This is a genomic window from Candidatus Blochmanniella vafra str. BVAF, from assembly GCF_000185985.2.
Lineage (GTDB): Bacteria > Pseudomonadota > Gammaproteobacteria > Enterobacterales > Enterobacteriaceae > Blochmanniella > Blochmanniella vafra.
Window position 1 is genome coordinate 343,636 of record NC_014909.2, and the last position, 18,776, is coordinate 362,411.

Genomic DNA, 18,776 nt, shown 5'->3' on the forward strand with positions numbered 1-18,776 from the left:
TCTAAGAAACCTTTACATGTTATTATGAAAGATATTTTTCAAGAAGCGGTACAATTTGATCCTTGGATATTTCAAATATATCAGTTGTCTTTATTAAAGCCAGCTAAACAGTTACTTTTAAGTTCTTGGAAACAAATCGTAGATGATAATAAGCTTTATTTAAATTTATTAACTTGTTTTCAACATTTGTATTCTAAAGATCTGCATAATGCTATACAATTAGAAATTAGCAATAACCTTAAAATGCCGATTAAATTATATATAATAAAAAATGATAATTTTGTAGAAAAAACTCCAATAGAATATTTATATATATTGTATACAAATAAAATTGTACAATTAAAACAAAAAATTTTAATTGATCCAAACACAAAAATAATTCAATCTCTTTTTAATGCTAAATTTTATGAAGAGGATATTCAAATTTTTTAATATATATAAGATATATAAGATTATCCATATAATTTCTGAATTCTATTATGATGTAAAATATTTTATTTGAATTAAATGAAAATATAGTTATAAATTAAAATTTATAACAATTAATCATATTAATGTAAAATGTAAAACACAATGATTTTAGAATTAAATACATTAACTGAAATAATTACTAATTTTTGTATAACTATAATAAGAAAATTTTTAATAGATTTATATGATTCGTATTATATTTTTGGGTCCTCCGGGATCTGGAAAAGGAACACAAGCTCATTTAATTGCAGATTTGTATAATATACCTAACATTTCTTCGGGAGAAATATTAAGACATTCATATAATACCTTCAAGTTAAATTTACCCTCTACTAACGCTATAAACCTAATAAATTCTGGAAAATTAGTAAATGACGAATTAATAATAAAATTAATTATTAACCGTATACGCAAAACAGATTGCCAACATGGTTTTATAATCGATGGATTTCCTAGAACAATTAATCAAGCTATAGCCATAAAAAAAAATAAAATTTCTATTGACTTTGTAATAGAATTTTACATGAAAGATGCTGAAATTATCGATCGAATTATAGGGAGACAAATTCATTTATCGTCAGGCAGAATATATCATAAAAAATATAATCCTCCGAAATTCCACGGGATAGACGATATTACTGGAGAAAACCTAATTGTTCGAAAAGATGATACCGAAGAAGTAATACAACAACGATTAGATCAATATTATAAATATACAGCTCCACTTTCAAATTACTATAAAAAACAAGCAAAAAAAAATAATATGCATTTTTACGTTATAAACAGTAACCAAGAGATCATGAAAATTCATACAGAATTAGTTGATATCATAAATTTGTATGCATCAACTTAAATGATGTTTTAATTAATTTAACTGAAACATTAATTTATAATATAATAATATTTTCATGAAATAAATTATGAATAATCTAAAGGAAAGTTTACCAAAGCTATATTATCATTTTTATCATCTAATCTTACTACTGATCCACATCTATTCCAACAACCTAGTACTATTCTTTTTAATAGAATTTTTTTTTCTTTATAAAAATAAATGTTATGAATGGCTGGTTGATGCGTATGCCCATGAATCATAATTTGTGACTGATTTTTCATTAAAATATCTATAGCTTTTTTAGTGCTAATATTTAATTTATTTTTTGATTTACTTTGATTATATCGTGTTACATAGGAATTCATAAAATTATAAATACAAAAACGAACAGATAAGGGCAAAGATAAAAATAATTTCTGAATTATTCGACATCGTAAAAATACTCGTAATCGTTGATATGGTTTATCATAAATACATAAAGTATCTCCATGCAAGATTACTATGTTTTTTCCTGATGGTAATTTTAAAACTGGATTATCTGGTAATAAAATCATCCCACAAGCATTAGCATATTTTTCTCCTAATAAAAAGTCTCTATTTCCTCTAATAAAATAACATGGAATTTTTTTTTTATTTAATGATTTTAAACCTTTAGCAATGTTTATACACATTGAATTATCATTATCATCCCCTAACCATATTTCAAATAAATCTCCTAAAATATATAAAGCCTTTGCTTGAGTAGCTTGAATACGCAAAAAATTTAAAAATCCTTTAATAATCTTTGGTTTATTGTTGTGCAAATGCACATCTGAAATAAATAATATTGACATATTATCTTTTATGATGATGTATTTTTTTTATTTATAAAAATGCTATTAAGGTAATTTATATTAATTTAAATTGAAAAACAAAGTCATATTATACGGTTAAAATTACATGCATGTAAATTATTAATTGTATGAATTTCTTCTATAATTGTATTTTTTATATAAAAATAATAAATTTATTATTAATATTAATTAAATCAGTATAATTATATACTACTGGCAATGAGTAGTCATTTTTATAATATATAATTATAGATATATAATTTCATGATTGATAAAGAGTAGGCAATCATTATGTTAAAAATTTTTAATACTTTAACTCAAAAAAAAGAAATTTTAAAACCAATAAATTTTAATACAATAAAATTATACGTTTGTGGTGTTACTGTATATGATTTATGTCATTTAGGGCATGCTAGAACATTTTCGATATTTGATACAATTATAAGGTATTTAAATTACTGCGGGTATCAAGTTGAATACACTCGTAATATCACGGATATAGATGATAAAATTATACAACGAGCTTTTAGTCATCACGAAACTATAGTCCAATTTACAAATCGTATGATTCAAGAAATGTACATAGATTTAGATAATTTGAATATACTTAGACCTAAACATGAACCTAAAGTAACAAATTATATAGATACAATTATTAATTGTATTCATTTACTCTTAAAAAAAAAACATGCGTATATCACACGTAATGGTGATGTTATGTTTTCAATTAATACTGCTAACAAATATGGAATTTTATCTCGTAACAAAAAATTAATTCAATCTATTTCTAAATATACGAACCATAATACAATTAAAAAAAATTCTGCAGATTTTGTATTATGGAAATCTGCTAAATTCAATGAACCATATTGGATGTCGCCATGGAGCAAGGGAAGGCCAGGATGGCATATTGAATGTTCTGCTATCAGTCATAATATTTTAGGCAAAAATATAGATATCCATGGAGGAGGATCTGATTTAATGTTTCCACATCATGAAAATGAAATAGCTCAATCCGCTTGCGCTTATAGTATTGATCCTAATGTTTACGTAAATATATGGATGCATGTTGGTATGCTATTATTGAATAATGAAAAAATGTCTAAATCATTAAATAATTTTTTCACTATACGGGAAATTTTAAAAAAATATGATCCAGAAACGATACGATATTTTTTATTATCAGCACATTATAGAAATCAGTTAAAATATAATGATAATAACATGAAAAGCGCACAATTAGCATTAAAACGTTTGTATATTGCCTTATACGGAATTAATCCCATAGTTCACTCTGCAAATGATGAAGAGAGGTATTTTACATTAAAATTTATTGAAAAAATGAATGATGATTTTAATACCCCTGAAGCTTATTCAGTACTCTTTGAAATGGCACATGAATTAAATAGATTAAAAAGTAAACATTATTATATACGTGCACAAAGACTAGCAACGCAATTAAAATTGTTAGCAAATATTTTAGGAATATTATATCAAAACCCTGAAAATTATTTACAATGTCAAGTGTCAAAAAATAAAAATCCTTTTGAGATCGAAAAGATTCAAAAATTAATCCAGATAAGAGAAGATGCTCGAAAAAATAAAAACTGGGAATTAGCTGATAAAATACGTACTCAATTAACTACCTTGGGGGTAATATTAGAAGATGAACCTGAAGGAAAAACTAGATGGAGATAATATCAGTATCTTTTTAAAAATTTTACGAAATAAATCAATATTTTAAGATAATTTACTAATCAATAATTTTATTATATTTAATTATGTGAATGTACATAAAAATTTATACATGATTATAATAAGCCTGCAGTGTATTTTGAATTAAAGTAGCTACTGTCATTGGCCCAACTCCACCTGGAACAGGGGTTATGTATGCAGCTCGTTCATAAGCACTAGGAAAATGTACATCTCCTACTAGACTGCCATTATCTAATCGATTGATACCCACGTCGATTACTATAGCGCCTTTTTTTATCCAATTACCAGGAATAAAATTAGCTTTTCCAATTGCTACAATTAGTAAATCAGCGTTTTTAATATACAATTTTAAATTTTGAGTAAATTTATGCGTAATGGATACAGTGCATCCTGCTAATAGTAATTCCATCATCATAGGTCTGCCAACAATATTTGATGCTCCTACTATAACTGCATCTAAAATAAACATATTTATGTTGCATCCTTTTAGTAATGTCATAATACCTTTTGAAGTGCAAGGACGTAACACAGGAGATCGTTGACATAATCGACCTATATTATATGGATGAAACCCATCTACATCTTTATCAGGAATAATATGCTCTAAAATTTTAATATCGTTTAATTTATTTGGTAATGGCAGTTGAATTAAAATTCCATCTATACGACAATCATTATTAAGAGTTTTAATTAGTTGTAATACTTCCTTTTCAGTCACTGTTATCGGCAATGTATAAAGAAAAGATATAAATCCAACTTGTTTGCATGCTTTTTTTTTATGAGTTACGTAAATTTTAGAAATTGGATCATCGCCAATTAAAAGCATCGCCAATCCTGGAGCTCGTTTTCCCATATTTGTATTTTTATAAACTTGCTTAGCAATATCTTGTTTAATTTTTTCAGCAAAATATTTACCGTTGATTAATTTGGCATTCATATTTAATAATATATTTGTAATAGGAGCCATTGTACTAATATTGTTTATATCATCATAGTATATATGAATAGTACATTTAATTTGAAAAATATATTTCTATAACTATATTATAATATTTCATAATATCTAAACAGAGGAAATCAAAATACTATATAATCATGATATATATTAAATTTTTAATAATATATATGATAATGCGCTCTTAACTCAAAAGGATAGAGTAACGGCCTTCTAAGCCGTAAGTTATAGGTTCGAATCCTATAGAGCGCATATATTTATACTATTTTATTAATAAAATAGATATTGAAATTATTTGAATTATTTTTAATTAGTAATTTTTTAGATTTATATTGATTTTTAATAAATATACAGTATATATAGTAAAATTGTCTAACAAATAATTATATATCTCAATTTCGATTCAAATCAAAATTGAGATATTATTGTTTTGTCGATATATTATAGAATATTATAATTATAATGATTTTAGGAATTGTTTGCGCCATAATATCATGTTTATTATGGGGGGTAATATTCATAGGTCCTCTATTGGTACCAGAATATCCTGGTATGTTACAAGCATCAGGTCGTTATATAGTATTTGGATTGATTTCATTACCATTATCATGGATTGATAGAAAACATTTATGTAAATTATCACTGCAAGATTGGATAGAAGCAATTAAATTAGTGATCTCAGGGCATTTAATATATTATGCTTGTTTAGCTAGTGCTATTCAACGTATAGGGGCCCCCATTTCAACGGCTATTATCGGCACATTACCTATAATGATAATGATTATAGCGCATATAATTATGAAGAATAATAATCAAAAAAAAAATAATAAAAAATTTTTTAAATGTTCTATTATTATGCCTATCGTGTTAATCGGAATAGGTTTATTGTGTATTAATATTTCTGAATTAAAATCTGAAAATTTGATTGAATATAATTCATTAGAATATATTGTTGGAATTATTCTAGCAGTTATTTCTGTAATATCTTGGTCTTGGTATGCATTAAGAAATGCTCATTGGTTAAAAACACATCCAAATAATAAACCTATCACTTGGACAAATGCTCAAGGAATAGTAACATTGCCGTTATCGTGTTTTACATATTTTATTATATGTTTGTATTCGTATTATGTAAAAGATGAATTTATATTGCCATTAGGTCCTCGACCATTTTTTTTTATTTTGTTGATGATTTCAATTGGATTGTGTTGTTCTTGGTTAGGAACATTTTTTTGGAATAAAGCTAGTCAAAGATTACCAACTACTTTAATGGGTTCCTTGATTGTATTTGAAACAATAGCAGGGTTAATATATGCCTTTATACATCGTTGGTTATGGCCCTCCTCATTAATTTTAATAGGAATAATTTTATTAATTTCGGGGGTATTGTGTATACTATATATCGAAAATGTTTACAAACATAATTATCAGTAAAAATTAAGATTAATTATTATAGCAGAGTATAATTAACTAAAATAAACAAGATAAATGTAGAAGTACATTACTAAATATTTAAAAACATCGATTAGTTATATATATAATTGATATAAGAAAAGGATAGTATCTATCGATATTTTATTTATATAAAATAATGTTTTTTTAAATAAAATAGATTGTTTATTAAGATTTATAAAACTTTAGAAATCATTTTACGATGACTGTGCATAGACATAATACAACCAAACTCCGCCATTAATACTAACAGAGATGATCCGCCGTAACTCACTAAAGGCAAAGGCATACCTACTACTGGTAGAATACCAGTAACCATCCCTATATTCATAAAAATAGTCATAAAAAATATTAGTATAGAGCCTCCTGTTACCAACCGTCCAAACATATGTTGTACATTAATCGCAATAAAGAATCCTCTTAATATTATGATTAAATATAATATAAATAACATAGATATTCCTAAAAATCCAAATTCTTCTCCAATTACTGAAAAAATGAAATCAGTATGACGTTCTGGAAGAAATTCTAATTGAGATTGAGTGCCATGTAACCAGCCTTTTCCAATTAATCCTCCTGAACCAATAGCAATTTTTGATTGAATAATATGATATCCTGATCCTAGAGGATCAATTTCTGGATTCCATAATATAGATATTCTAATCTTTTGATATGGATACATAAAAAAAAACCAAAATATAGGTATTAATGATATTATCATCGATAATATAATTATTATTAATTTCCAACTAATTCCAGATAAGAATAGCACAAATAGTCCAGTACTCATTGTTAAAATTGTTGTACCTAAATCTGGCTGTAATAATATAAAAACAGCAGGAATAGTTGTCAATAATAATACTATACAAACTCTTTTAATAGATGGAGGGTATTGCCCTTTATTTAAATAATATGCTGTGATAAGCAAAATAGAGAATTTTACTATTTCTGAAGGTTGAAATTTTAATAATCCTAAATCTAACCAACGTTGAGCTCCTTTACTGATATGACCTGTTATATTCACTAAAATTAGTAAAATAAGACATATATTATATGTATGTAATGCATACATTTCATACTTTTTAGGAGGTATTTGTGCTAATAGAATCATTATTATGAATCCAATTATGATTTGAATGATTTTTTGTTGAATTATTTCTACACTTTGTCCACTGGCACTCCATGTTATAAAAATACTGAATAGTAAAATACATAAAATTGGTAAAAATAATATTAAATCTATATGTAATATGTTGTGAAATATATTTTTTTTATAGATAATTTGATTCATTGTAAAAAATGATTTTTAATATGAATAAAATGTATAATTAAATTAAAATTTATTATAATAAAATATAATCCAATATTTTTCTAGTAATTGTTCCAATTGACATATTTACTCCTCCGTTTTCTAAAATTACTACTATGGCTACAGTGGGTTTTTCATAAGGAGCAAAAGCTGTCATTAATTTATGGTCCTGAAGATATTTAGAGATTTTACTAGGATCGTAATTTTGTTGATTTTTTAATCTGAATAATTGTGCTGTTCCAGATTTTGCCGCTGCTTTATATGTAGTGTTAGAAAAGCTATTTTTTACAGTCCCATTAGGCCGATTAGCTGCTCCAAACATTCCATCTTTAGCTATTTGCCATACATTTGATTTAGGATCTCCTACTTGTTTATTTTCTACTTGATTATATGAAATAGAATAATTTTTGTTTAATAAGACGCTGTGTAACAAATGAGGTATACGAACATTACCATCATTAATTAAAGTTATTAAAGCTTTAGACATTTGAACTGGGGTAGCAGTCCAATATCCTTGTCCAATTCCTACTGATATTGTATCTCCTTGGTACCAGGGAATTTTGAATTTTTTTACTTTCCATGCTCTATTAGGCATAACTCCTGTTAATTCTTCACGTAAATCAATTCCAGTATATTTCCCATATCCAAATTTACTCATCCATTCTGATAAATTATCTATCCCCATTTTATAAGCAATTTGATAAAAGAATGTATCAGAAGATTCCTCTAAAGCTTTAGTAATATTTAATTCTCCATGACCCCATCGTTTCCAGTCTCTAAATCGTTTTTCAGAACCAGGTAATTTCCACCAACCTGGGTCAAAAAAAGAAAAATTTTTGTTAATAATTCCTAAAATTAATGCAGATACTGAGATGTATGGTTTTACAGTAGATGCTGGAGGATATATACCTTGAGTGGCTCGATTAAGTAAAGGACAATCATGATTTTTCAATAATAAGCAATATTCTGATTGAGAAATCCCATTAACAAATAAATTTGGATCATAACTAGGATAAGAAACTAATGCTTGAATCCCCCCGGTTCTGGGATCAATTACTATGACAGAAGATCTACTGCCTACTAATAATTTAGTAATATATTGTTGCAAATGTACATCTAGAGTTAAAAAAATATCTTTTCCTGGTATGGGAGGTTTTTCATATAATTTTCGAATAATTTTTCCTCGATTATTCACTTCTACCGCTCCATATCCTGGAGTTCCATGTAGAATGTTTTCGTAATAACGTTCAATGCCCAATTTACCAATGTTTTGAGTTGCTACATACTTTGCATATATCCCATTTTTGTTTAATTGTTGTATATCTAATTTATTAATTTTAGAAACATATCCTACCACATGGGTTAATATAGGCCCATATGGATAATATCGACATTGATATCGTTTTATAGTTACCCCATGAAATCGAAATTGATTTACAGCAAATCGAGCTCGTTGTTCTTCTGTTAAGCCAATTTTGATAGGTATTGGCGTAAAGCGAGGGTGGCGTTTACGTTCTTTTTCAAATTTATTGATATCATCAGCATCTAGTTGTAATAAAGATTGCAATTCTTGAATGGTTTCTGTGAGGTTTAAAGAATATTCTGGAATTATTTCTAAATGATATACAGCGCGATTTAATGCTAATGCTATTCCATTACGGTCGTAAATAATACCTCTTTTGGGTGAAATAGGTATTATTTTAATGCAATTTTCATTAGATCTAATTGTGTAGATTTGAAATTGTATTATTTGTATATTGTATAAATATATAAATAAGGCACTAAGCATTAAAATTATAATAAAAAATGAAATCATTACACGCTGTATAAATAGTAACGATGCAGTTGAATAATCAGGAAAAATTTGAAATTTATGAAATTTCATTCAATATAGATATATAGTAATTATTATTAAGATAATACATTTTAAGTATAGCTACTCATATATATACAATGCGTATATATAATTAAGATTTATTTTTTAAGTATGTTAATTCCATAATTTTTCTAATTCATATAGTTTTCGTATTTCACTTTTCATAATATGTATTATTATATCTCCTAAATCAACTAGGACCCATTCTCCACATTCCACTCCTTCTATTCCATAAAACTTATGAAAGCTTGTTTGACGTAATTTTTTTAATATATTTTGAGCAATAGAAACTACATGACGACTAGATTGACCAGTGCAAAAAATCATTAAATTTGTGATACTATATTTATATTTATCAGTATTTATATTTAAACACACAATATTTTGACCTTTCAAGTCTTCAATACAATTAAGTATAAGTTGCTTTAATATATCAAATTTCAAATTCTCAGATTTCCTAAAAATTATTATAGTTTTTATAATGATTATTACATTAAAAATAAATACATATACATATCCGTATATTAAATATACGGAGGATTTTACATTATAAAATATTTATATTATTAAAATATAAAATTATTTTAAATATCATATGGAACTTTTATCATTTTAATTTTATATAATGATGTATAATGTTCTATTTTATCTTTTGTTGAAATTATTATGCAGATTTATAACATAAAATTTCTGCTAATAATTCAAAATGTATTTTAGAAACTTCCATATAATTTTGATAATACTGTAATTCCATTTGAGTTAATAAAAATATAGCTTTGTGTAATTGCATCAAACTTAATCGATGCATTGCTTTCGATAACATTATACGTCGATATTGAGTATATATTTTATATTTGTCAAACAATACAGATAATACATTCTTTTTTGCTATTAAATCATATTTAATTCGAATTATTATTAAGATTTCATGTTGTATTTTATGTAGTAATATTTTCAAGTTAAGACGCATATAATCTAATTGATTTAAAATACGGTTAGCACGTTGTTTTCTTCCCATAAGAATAGATTCTATCCAATGATTATAATTAAAACAAGATGAATCAACTATTATAGTTTTAACACGGTCAAAGGTTAAATTTCCATCAGGATAAATTAAAAATAAATGTTCTAATATTTGTTTTAATCGAATGGTATTTCCTTCATAATAGGAACATAATAATTGACAAGCTAAATTTTCTATAACTAATTGCATACGTTTAGCCTGATTTTGTATCCACATTGTTAATCTTGAATATTCTGGGGTAATACAATTTATTAACAAAATATTTTGTTTATACAAATGATGAATCCAATTATTTTGTTGAATAAATTGATTTAATTTATATATTATTAAAATAAATACTAAATTATCTTTAGTCAATGATAACAAAGTAGATACGTTTTTTTTAAGAGACGAAATAGGATAATCTTGTGAGAAATGTATTGATAATATTTGTAATTTTGAAAATAGATTAGTTTCTTTACATAAAGTAAAAATTTGATCCCAATCATAATTCTTATCTAATTGGATTCGAAAATGTTCACAATCATATGATTTTTTTATTGTATTTATAATGTCTTCATGACTGTCTTGTAGTAAAGATAAATCATTTCCAAATAATATATATATAAATTTATTTTTTTTGTTTAATTTTTTAGATAATTGTTCTGGATATATCCAAATCATACAATTTTCACTAATTATTTTTATAAAACCATGATTGTAATAGTATTGCCATATTATAATTTTTATTTCTTAATTGCATTAAGAAATTGTCTTGTTAATTTTCGGGCTACATCTTGATACATTTCTTCAAGAATTTCGTTTTCTTGTATTAAATTAGATAAAGCTTTTTCTGGATTATTAATAAAATTTCGATATGTTTGAACTATAACAGGATAACAATTAATTTGAGGAGGCGTACAAAATATTGCTCGTATTTTTAAGATTATTTGGTATTCAGATTTTATCCCATTTGGAAACACAGAAATTGTTATATATTTTTTAGACATATGTGTGATATTTAAGCTAAATTTATGTGATTCACAGTTTTTATGCATAATAGTGGTATCATATATATTTTCAATAACATTAATATTATTGATACACAATTCATGTTTCATATATCGCGTTATTGAATTATATGGATAAAAACTGTTTAATTCTATTGTTAATTGTTTGTTTTTTTCGGTATCACAATTATTTGCATTGCATCCAGTACTTAGATATGATGTAGTAGCTAATTCGTAATTACATCCTGAAAACAATAGCAATGATATGCAAATACTTTTATTAAAAATAATATAATAATTTTTTTTTTCTAAAAACATCGAATATTTATTTTACAAGAAAGTTAATAACTTTGTTAGGAATGTATATAGTTTTATATATTTGGTTTTTTTTATAATTTATATATAAATTAATTGATTTTTTTGACATTTCATATATTGTATTTTTATCACTGTTTTTAGAAACAAAAATGCTTGCTTTTTTTTTGCCATTTATTTGTACAATAATGAGTACATTTTTATTTTGTATCGCTTGCTCATCAACAATTGGCCATTTGGTATCATCAATATTTTTTAAATTTCCCAATGATTTCCATAATATAAAACTAATGTGAGGAGTAAATGGATATAATAGTCGTATTGTTACAGAAAGTGCTTCCTGTAATACTATCCTATCTTGAATGCTAATTTTAGGTGCATTTTGTAAATTATTAACTAATTTCATAATTGTTGATAAAGCAGTATTAAATGATTGTCGTCGATCAATATCATCAGTGACTTTAATGATAGTTTTATGCACTAGATGTCTAATGGTTTTATTTTTATCACTTAATTGATGAAAATAAAGTTCATCATTAATAAGCCCGGACTTAATATGTTGATAAGTTATATTCCATAAACGTTGAAGAAACCGATAAGCACCTTTAATACCAGATTCTCTCCATTCTAACGTAGCGTGTGCTGGAGCTGCAAACATTATAAAAAAACGAACGGCATCTGCACCATATTTTTTTATTATTACATTCGGATCAATCCCATTATTTTTGGATTTTGACATTTTACACATTCCATCGTAAATTAAATTATTACCATCGGTATCAATAGCCTTAACTATATGTCCTGTATTATTGCGGGTTACTACAACATTCTTAGGAGATACCCATATTTTTTGACCATCGTTTGAGATATAATAAAATGAATCTGTCAAGATCATTCCTTGGCATAATAAGCGTATTGCTGGTTCATGAGAATTTACTAATCCTGCATCTCGCATTAATTTGTGATAAAAACGAAAATATATTAAATGCATAGTAGCATGTTCAATACCTCCTATATATTGATCAATTGGTAACCAATAATTAGCAGCATTAGAATCTAACATTCCGTTATGGTAATTAGGACAAGTATAACGTGCGTAATACCAAGAAGACTCTATAAATGTATCAAACGTGTCAAGATCTCTGGTAGCACTTTTATTTTTATACGTAGTTCTTATCCAATTACTCATCTTTTCTTTTAAAGTTTTTTTTATATTACTCTCGACTGAATATAACTGCTTGGGGAAAATTACTGGTAATTCATTCATAGGAACAGGTTTAATAACTCCATTTTTTAGAGTTACCATCGGAATAGGAACACCCCAATAACGTTGTCGGGATACACTCCAATCTTTTAAACGATATAATACTTTAAAAAAAGCTAATTTTTTATTAATTAAAACTTTAGTGATTATATCAGAAGCAACTTTAGATATTAATCCATTAAAATCACCGGAATTAAACAATATTCCTACACTAGTCATTGCTTTAGTTTTAATATTTATAAATTTATCATTTATATTTTTAATCACAGGTTTTATTGGTAAATTGTATTGGTGGGCAAATTCCCAATCTTGTTGATTATGAGCAGGACATGCTGCAATTGCTCCTATTCCATTGATTTCTACGGGTACTACAAAATTTGCTATCCAGATTGGCAGTATGCTATTGTTAAGAGGATGGACTGCATATATATCGGTAAATATCCCTTTTTTATCATCATGAGCATTAATATTATAAAATCGCGTTAAATCAATACTATTTTTTTTAATAAATTCATTTATTTTTAGATTAATTTTCGCTATTTTTAAGGATATAGGGTGATCTATGGATAATACTACATAAGTAATTCCCATAAAAATATCTAATCTAGTGGAATGAATAGTAATGATATCATTGCTATTCATTATTTTAAAAATAATGTTGATTCCTTGTGATTGCCCAATCCAATTTCGTTGCATAGCTTTAACTTGATTAGGCCAATATTTTAATTCATCTAATTTATCTAATAATTCTTTTGCGTAATCAGTGATTTTAATAAACCACTGAGGCATTTTTTTATACTGTATTTGATTCTGACAACGCCAACAACTATTATTCACAACTTGCTCATTTGCTAAAACTGTTTCATGATATGAGCACCAATTAACTATTGTTGTTTTTTTATAAACTAACCCTTTTTTATATAAAAAATTAAAAAACCATTGTTCCCATTTATAATATTGAGGTTGACAAGTAATAATTTCCCTACTCCAATCATACGCAAATCCTAACGATTTTAATTGATTTTTCATGTAATCAATATTGGCATATGTCCAATCTGATGGATTGGTGTTATTTGTTATTGCAGCTTGTTCTGCAGGTAATCCAAAGGCATCCCATCCCATTGGTTGTAATACATTTTTACCAAGCATACGTTGATATCTAGAAATTACATCTCCAATAGTATAATTTCTAACATGGCCCATATGTAATTTTCCAGATGGATACGGAATCATAGATAAGCAGTAATATTTTTGTTTGCTTTTATCCTCTTGTACTGAAAATGTTTGGTGTATATGCCAATATTTTTGTACTATACGTTCTATATGAATAGGTGAATAAATTTTTTGCATAATATTAATTTTTTAAATTTAATAATTTCTCTTACAAAGAAAATATACTTAATAATAATTATATTTTTTTTTGATACATGAAACAACATGTCAATAAAATTAATTAATATATTTGAATATTATAATTATCTTTTTTTGTAATAATTTCAAAATTTTTTAAAAAACATATTTTTAATGAATAAAATTGAATATGTTGTATATATTATTACAATTATTATAAATAACCACCACGTCCCGAATCGTGCATATGGAGTAAGCCCTGTAGTTGGAATTACTTTTTCGGTAAGTGTAGTAGAAATGAATTGGGAAACTTGAGCTTCAATTGATCCATCTGCTAAAATAATAGCAGTTACTCCATTATTAGTGCAACATAATATAGGGCGTCCTAATTCTATGGCCCGCATACGTATCATTTGAAAATGTTGCCAAGGTCCTATAGAGCATCCAAACCATGCATCATTAGCAATAACTAATAAAAAATCACTATTAAATTTAAAATTATCTCGTATTTGGTTTCCTAAAATTATTTCATAACAAATAGCAGCTGTGATTTTTACATTTATGGCATTTAATTGTGGTTGTAGGTAACAACCACTTTTCATAAAAACAATAGGTATTTTTAGGTATTGAAATAAAGGTTCAAAAAAAGTTTGTAATGGAAATTTTTCAGCACATAAAACTAAATGATGCTTATTGTATCTATTATGATTTTCATAAGTATAAGGTATAGTATCTCCTAATACTATAATACTATTATAGTGATAGTATTTATTTTTTTTAGTATCAAATTTTCTATTAATAATTCCCGTAATTAAACAAGTATTACTTTTTTTTAATTGATGATCTAGTAAAGTTAAGAATTTATTATGAAATAATTCATGGCCAAGAATAGCTGATTCTGGCCATATGATAATTTTTGATTTTCCAATTAAAGGCAATGTATGTTTTAAATATGTTTGTAATACTAATGCAATATTATGTGCATTATACTCTAAATGTTGATCGATATTACCTTGTACTAAGGAAATAGTTGTGATTCGTTTAGGATCTAAGTGATACCATTGAATCCATGTTAATGGATATAAAAACATTAATGTCATTAAAAATAAAAAAAATGGAAATAATTGTATTGTTTTTATACTTAATGCAAGTAATGCACTAATAAATACCAAAATGAATGTTATACCTTCTACACCTAAAATAGGAGCTATTCCTTTCATTGGCCCATCAATTTGAGTATACCCGAATTGTAACCAAGGGAATCCAGTACAAATATATCCTCGTAAACGTTCAATAATTGACCATAATGTCGCTGTAGCAATAACCAACGAGATCCATTTAGTTGTTATTGTTTGCAATATAACAAACAAGATAGAAAATAACATAGGGAAAAGAGTTAAATATATTATTAGTATAAAAATCAATAAAAAACTTATAACTGTATTAACATTAAAATATTGAGAAATACCAATATAAACCCAATATAATCCACTTCCAAAAAAACCTAGTCCCCATAAAAATGTGTTACGTACAGCTTTCGTCCAAGAAACATCTAAAATTATAGTAAATAATCCAGTTAAGGAAATAATACTAGCTGGCCAGAAATCATATGGAGAGAATGCCAAAATACCAAACATACCTAAGATTAATGCCAAAACTAATTGTATATGTTTATACTGAAAATTTAAAATTGACATTAAGTATTTTATATATTGATAAAAATTTATTTATTAGACAAATATAATGTATTTTTAGGAATTTGTACTAATAATTGAGTAATACGATGATTATCTGTAACTGTAACTTTAAAAGTATAACCTGAAATATTAATAATTTCTCCGTTTGCAGGTAAATGCCCAAAAGATTGCATAACAAACCCGCCTATAGTATCTATTTCGTCGTTATAAAAACATGAATTAAATATTTTATTAAAATCATCAACAGTAGTTAATGCTTTTACTAAAAAGGTATGCTCATTTATTTGATAAATATCGCGATCATTTTTATGATCATATTCATCCTCAATTTCACCTACAATTAATTCTAATATATTTTCAATGGTAATAATTCCAGACATGCTTCCAAATTCATCAATTATAATTGCCATATGACATCGTTTTGCCCGAAATTCCTTTAACATCCTATCGACACCTTTATTTTCTGGAACTACCATAGCTGGACGTAAAATTTGATTAATATCACATGCTTGAGATTTATTTAATATAAAAGGCAATAAATCTTTAGCAATGAGAATACCTTTAATTTGTTCTAGATTTCCATTTAATACTGGAAATCTAGAATGAGTAGATTTTATAATTATAGATAATTGTTCATCCCAAGATTGTGTATCTTTTAAAAAGACAATTTGAGATCTAGGTACCATGATATCTCTAACCTTTTGTTCAACAATTTCCATTACACCTTCTAACATGTTTTTTGTATCTGAATCAATTAATGAGTTTTCTTCAAAATCACGTATCAAATTTAATAAATCATTCCTATTTTTAAAATTATCTCGAAATAAATGACGTAATAGTACGGCAAAAAAATTTTTTTTCCGGATTGAATTAACGCTTTCCTCCATATTAGTATTATTATTCATAATGTTATTTATATATTTTTGATTTGATTATATGTGATGAATTTATATAATTTTTAATTAAAAAAATAATAATTGTGATATCCAAATTTTTGCATTATATTTAATTCCATCTGATGCATTAATTCAGCATCTTTGTTTAAAATATGATCATACCCCAATAAATGTAATGAGCCATGAATGATCATATGAGCCCAATGCATAATAGAAGATATATTATATTGTTTCGATTCATATTCTATAATTTGCTTACAAATTACAATATCTCCTAATAGGGAAGATAATATTCCTTTTAATGGTGTTTTAAACGGAAAAGACAACACATTTGTCGGATGTTTTTTTCCTGCATAATACCAATTCAAATACAACATTTCTTGTATATCTACTATTCTAATAGTTAACTCTATTTTTTTATTGTACAGAAAAAAAATTTTTTTTATCCATTTTTGAAATATCTTTTTATTAGGTATGCCATATAAATTTGTACATGCTATTTGTAAATTAAGAGTAATTTTATTAGCCATATTAATGGTTCCTTTAAATTTAAATATATAAAATTTATATTAATCACAAGATTCGTAAGCGTCTATAATTTTAGTCACGATTGCGTGACGTACTGAATCTGATTTATTAAAAAAATTGAAACTAATATCTTTAATTACAGATAATATTTTAATAGCATGAGCTAAACCTGATTCTTGATATGATGGTAAATCGACTTGAGTAATATCTCCAGTGATTATTGCTTTAGAATTAAAACCAATTCGTGTTAAAAACATTTTCATTTGTGTGATAGTTGTATTTTGACTTTCATCTAAAATAACAATAGCGTTATTTAATGTGCGTCCACGCATATATGCCAATGGAATTACTTCAATGGTGTTTTTTTGTATTAATTGATCCATTTCTTTATATCCCAATACGTCACCTAATGCGTCATACAACGGACGTATATAAGGATCTGTTTTTTGATTAAAATCTCCAGGTAAAAAACCTAGTTTTTCCCCAGCTTCAATAGCAGGACGACTTAAAATAATGTGTTGATTTTTTTTACGTTCTAATAAATCTATTGCTATAGCTATTGCTAAATATGTTTTTCCAGTACCTGAAGGGCCTATTCCAAATGTAATATCATGGTTGAAAATATTAGCAATATATCGAGCTTGATTTAAAGTACGAGGCTTAATGATTCTATGTTTCAGAGTGATTTGCATTTGTATTGAGATAAAATTATTTTTTATGTTTGTTAAATAATTTGGTTGTTGTGTTAGTGCTTGAATATATTGAATAGCAAAAGATACTTGGTCAGGATTAATATCATTAATTGCTCCATGAATAGATATTGTATTTTCGTATAACAAAATTAAAGTTTTTATGGCAATGTCTACTGACAAGGATAATCCTTGTAATTTAAAAATGTTATTTTGCCTGCTAATAGTAATACTTAGTTGATGTTCGAATTGTTTTAAATTATCATCACAAGGCCCACATAGGCTATTTAATCGTTTATTATTGGTTGGTTTTAATACAATGTCTATAATCTTTATGTTCAAATATTGCTTCCTTATTCTTATAAATTAATTAAAATCATTGAAATTTAATATTTAATAAGAAAATTTTATAAATCTGAACAATATTCTTATTTAATAATATATATATCTACAATACTTTAAATGTATTGAATATAACTTTATAAATTAAATATGAGAATATAATCAATTTTAATAAATAAAAGCACATTATAAGTATTATGTGTATATGCCTTATAAATAATTTGCATATGTTATA

Annotated in this window: 16 protein-coding genes and 1 tRNA gene; 5 read left to right on the top strand and 12 right to left on the bottom strand. The window is 25.7% G+C overall.

Going from position 1 to position 18,776, the window contains the following annotated elements; genetic code table 11:
- The first annotated feature begins 24 nt into the window (after positions 1-24).
- Positions 25-432: a DNA polymerase III subunit gamma/tau C-terminal domain-containing protein gene (locus BVAF_RS03185; protein WP_044026128.1), complete on the top strand. Its 408-nt coding sequence runs from the start codon at positions 25-27 to the stop codon at positions 430-432.
- Positions 433-655: 223 nt separating this feature from the next.
- Positions 656-1,324 carry an adenylate kinase family protein gene (locus tag BVAF_RS01510; protein WP_013516628.1) on the top strand — a complete coding sequence of 223 codons (669 nt, stop codon included), beginning with the start codon at positions 656-658 and terminating at the stop codon, positions 1,322-1,324.
- A gap of 65 nt (positions 1,325-1,389) precedes the next feature.
- Here the strand turns inward: BVAF_RS01510 and BVAF_RS01515 are convergent, their stop codons facing one another.
- Positions 1,390-2,139, bottom strand: a complete 750-nt coding sequence (locus BVAF_RS01515; protein ID WP_013516629.1) for a UDP-2,3-diacylglucosamine diphosphatase — start codon at positions 2,137-2,139, stop codon at positions 1,390-1,392.
- 291 nt (positions 2,140-2,430) lie between these two features.
- Here BVAF_RS01515 and cysS point away from each other — a divergent pair, with 291 nt between their 5' ends.
- On the top strand, positions 2,431-3,837 hold the full coding sequence (gene cysS / locus BVAF_RS01520; protein WP_013516630.1) for a cysteine--tRNA ligase: 1,407 nt from the start codon (positions 2,431-2,433) through the stop codon (positions 3,835-3,837).
- A 103-nt stretch (positions 3,838-3,940) separates the two neighbouring features.
- On the opposite strand, the gene folD is transcribed toward cysS, so the two are convergent.
- Positions 3,941-4,792, bottom strand: coding sequence for a bifunctional methylenetetrahydrofolate dehydrogenase/methenyltetrahydrofolate cyclohydrolase FolD (gene folD, locus BVAF_RS01525; protein ID WP_013516631.1), 852 nt, complete (start codon positions 4,790-4,792; stop codon positions 3,941-3,943).
- 196 nt (positions 4,793-4,988) lie between these two features.
- Here folD and BVAF_RS01530 point away from each other — a divergent pair.
- Positions 4,989-5,062, top strand: a tRNA-Arg gene (locus BVAF_RS01530).
- Between the two features lie 210 nt (positions 5,063-5,272).
- Complete coding sequence (locus BVAF_RS01535; RefSeq protein WP_013516632.1) at positions 5,273-6,244, top strand: DMT family transporter; 972 nt, start codon at positions 5,273-5,275, stop codon at positions 6,242-6,244.
- Positions 6,245-6,437: 193 nt separating this feature from the next.
- Here the strand turns inward: BVAF_RS01535 and rodA are convergent, their stop codons facing one another.
- The 10 genes from rodA to BVAF_RS01585 form a co-directional block, all read right to left on the bottom strand.
- Complete coding sequence (rodA, locus tag BVAF_RS01540) at positions 6,438-7,553, bottom strand: rod shape-determining protein RodA (protein ID WP_013516633.1); 1,116 nt, start codon at positions 7,551-7,553, stop codon at positions 6,438-6,440.
- Positions 7,554-7,605: 52 nt separating this feature from the next.
- A complete protein-coding gene (mrdA, locus tag BVAF_RS01545) occupies positions 7,606-9,456 on the bottom strand; it encodes a peptidoglycan DD-transpeptidase MrdA (protein ID WP_013516634.1) in 1,851 nt (616 codons plus the stop codon).
- Between the two features lie 105 nt (positions 9,457-9,561).
- The gene (gene rsfS, locus BVAF_RS01550; RefSeq protein WP_013516635.1) at positions 9,562-9,891 is read right to left on the bottom strand and encodes a ribosome silencing factor; all 330 of its coding nucleotides are present in this window, start codon (positions 9,889-9,891) and stop codon (positions 9,562-9,564) included.
- 220 nt (positions 9,892-10,111) lie between these two features.
- Positions 10,112-11,134, bottom strand: coding sequence for a DNA polymerase III subunit delta (gene holA / locus BVAF_RS01555; protein ID WP_013516636.1), 1,023 nt, complete (start codon positions 11,132-11,134; stop codon positions 10,112-10,114).
- Positions 11,135-11,196: 62 nt separating this feature from the next.
- Complete coding sequence (locus BVAF_RS01560; RefSeq protein ID WP_013516637.1) at positions 11,197-11,778, bottom strand: LPS-assembly lipoprotein LptE; 582 nt, start codon at positions 11,776-11,778, stop codon at positions 11,197-11,199.
- 7 nt (positions 11,779-11,785) lie between these two features.
- Complete coding sequence (gene leuS / locus BVAF_RS01565) at positions 11,786-14,389, bottom strand: leucine--tRNA ligase (protein ID WP_013516638.1); 2,604 nt, start codon at positions 14,387-14,389, stop codon at positions 11,786-11,788.
- Between the two features lie 146 nt (positions 14,390-14,535).
- A complete protein-coding gene (lnt, locus tag BVAF_RS01570; RefSeq protein ID WP_013516639.1) occupies positions 14,536-16,086 on the bottom strand; it encodes an apolipoprotein N-acyltransferase in 1,551 nt (516 codons plus the stop codon).
- A gap of 26 nt (positions 16,087-16,112) precedes the next feature.
- Positions 16,113-16,973 carry a CNNM family magnesium/cobalt transport protein CorC gene (corC, locus tag BVAF_RS01575; protein WP_420021774.1) on the bottom strand — a complete coding sequence of 287 codons (861 nt, stop codon included), beginning with the start codon at positions 16,971-16,973 and terminating at the stop codon, positions 16,113-16,115.
- A 71-nt stretch (positions 16,974-17,044) separates the two neighbouring features.
- Entirely contained in the window at positions 17,045-17,512 is a 468-nt protein-coding gene (gene ybeY, locus BVAF_RS01580) for an rRNA maturation RNase YbeY (protein WP_013516641.1), read from the bottom strand.
- Positions 17,513-17,551: 39 nt separating this feature from the next.
- Positions 17,552-18,541 carry a PhoH family protein gene (locus tag BVAF_RS01585; protein WP_013516642.1) on the bottom strand — a complete coding sequence of 330 codons (990 nt, stop codon included), beginning with the start codon at positions 18,539-18,541 and terminating at the stop codon, positions 17,552-17,554.
- Positions 18,542-18,776: the final 235 nt, after the last annotated feature.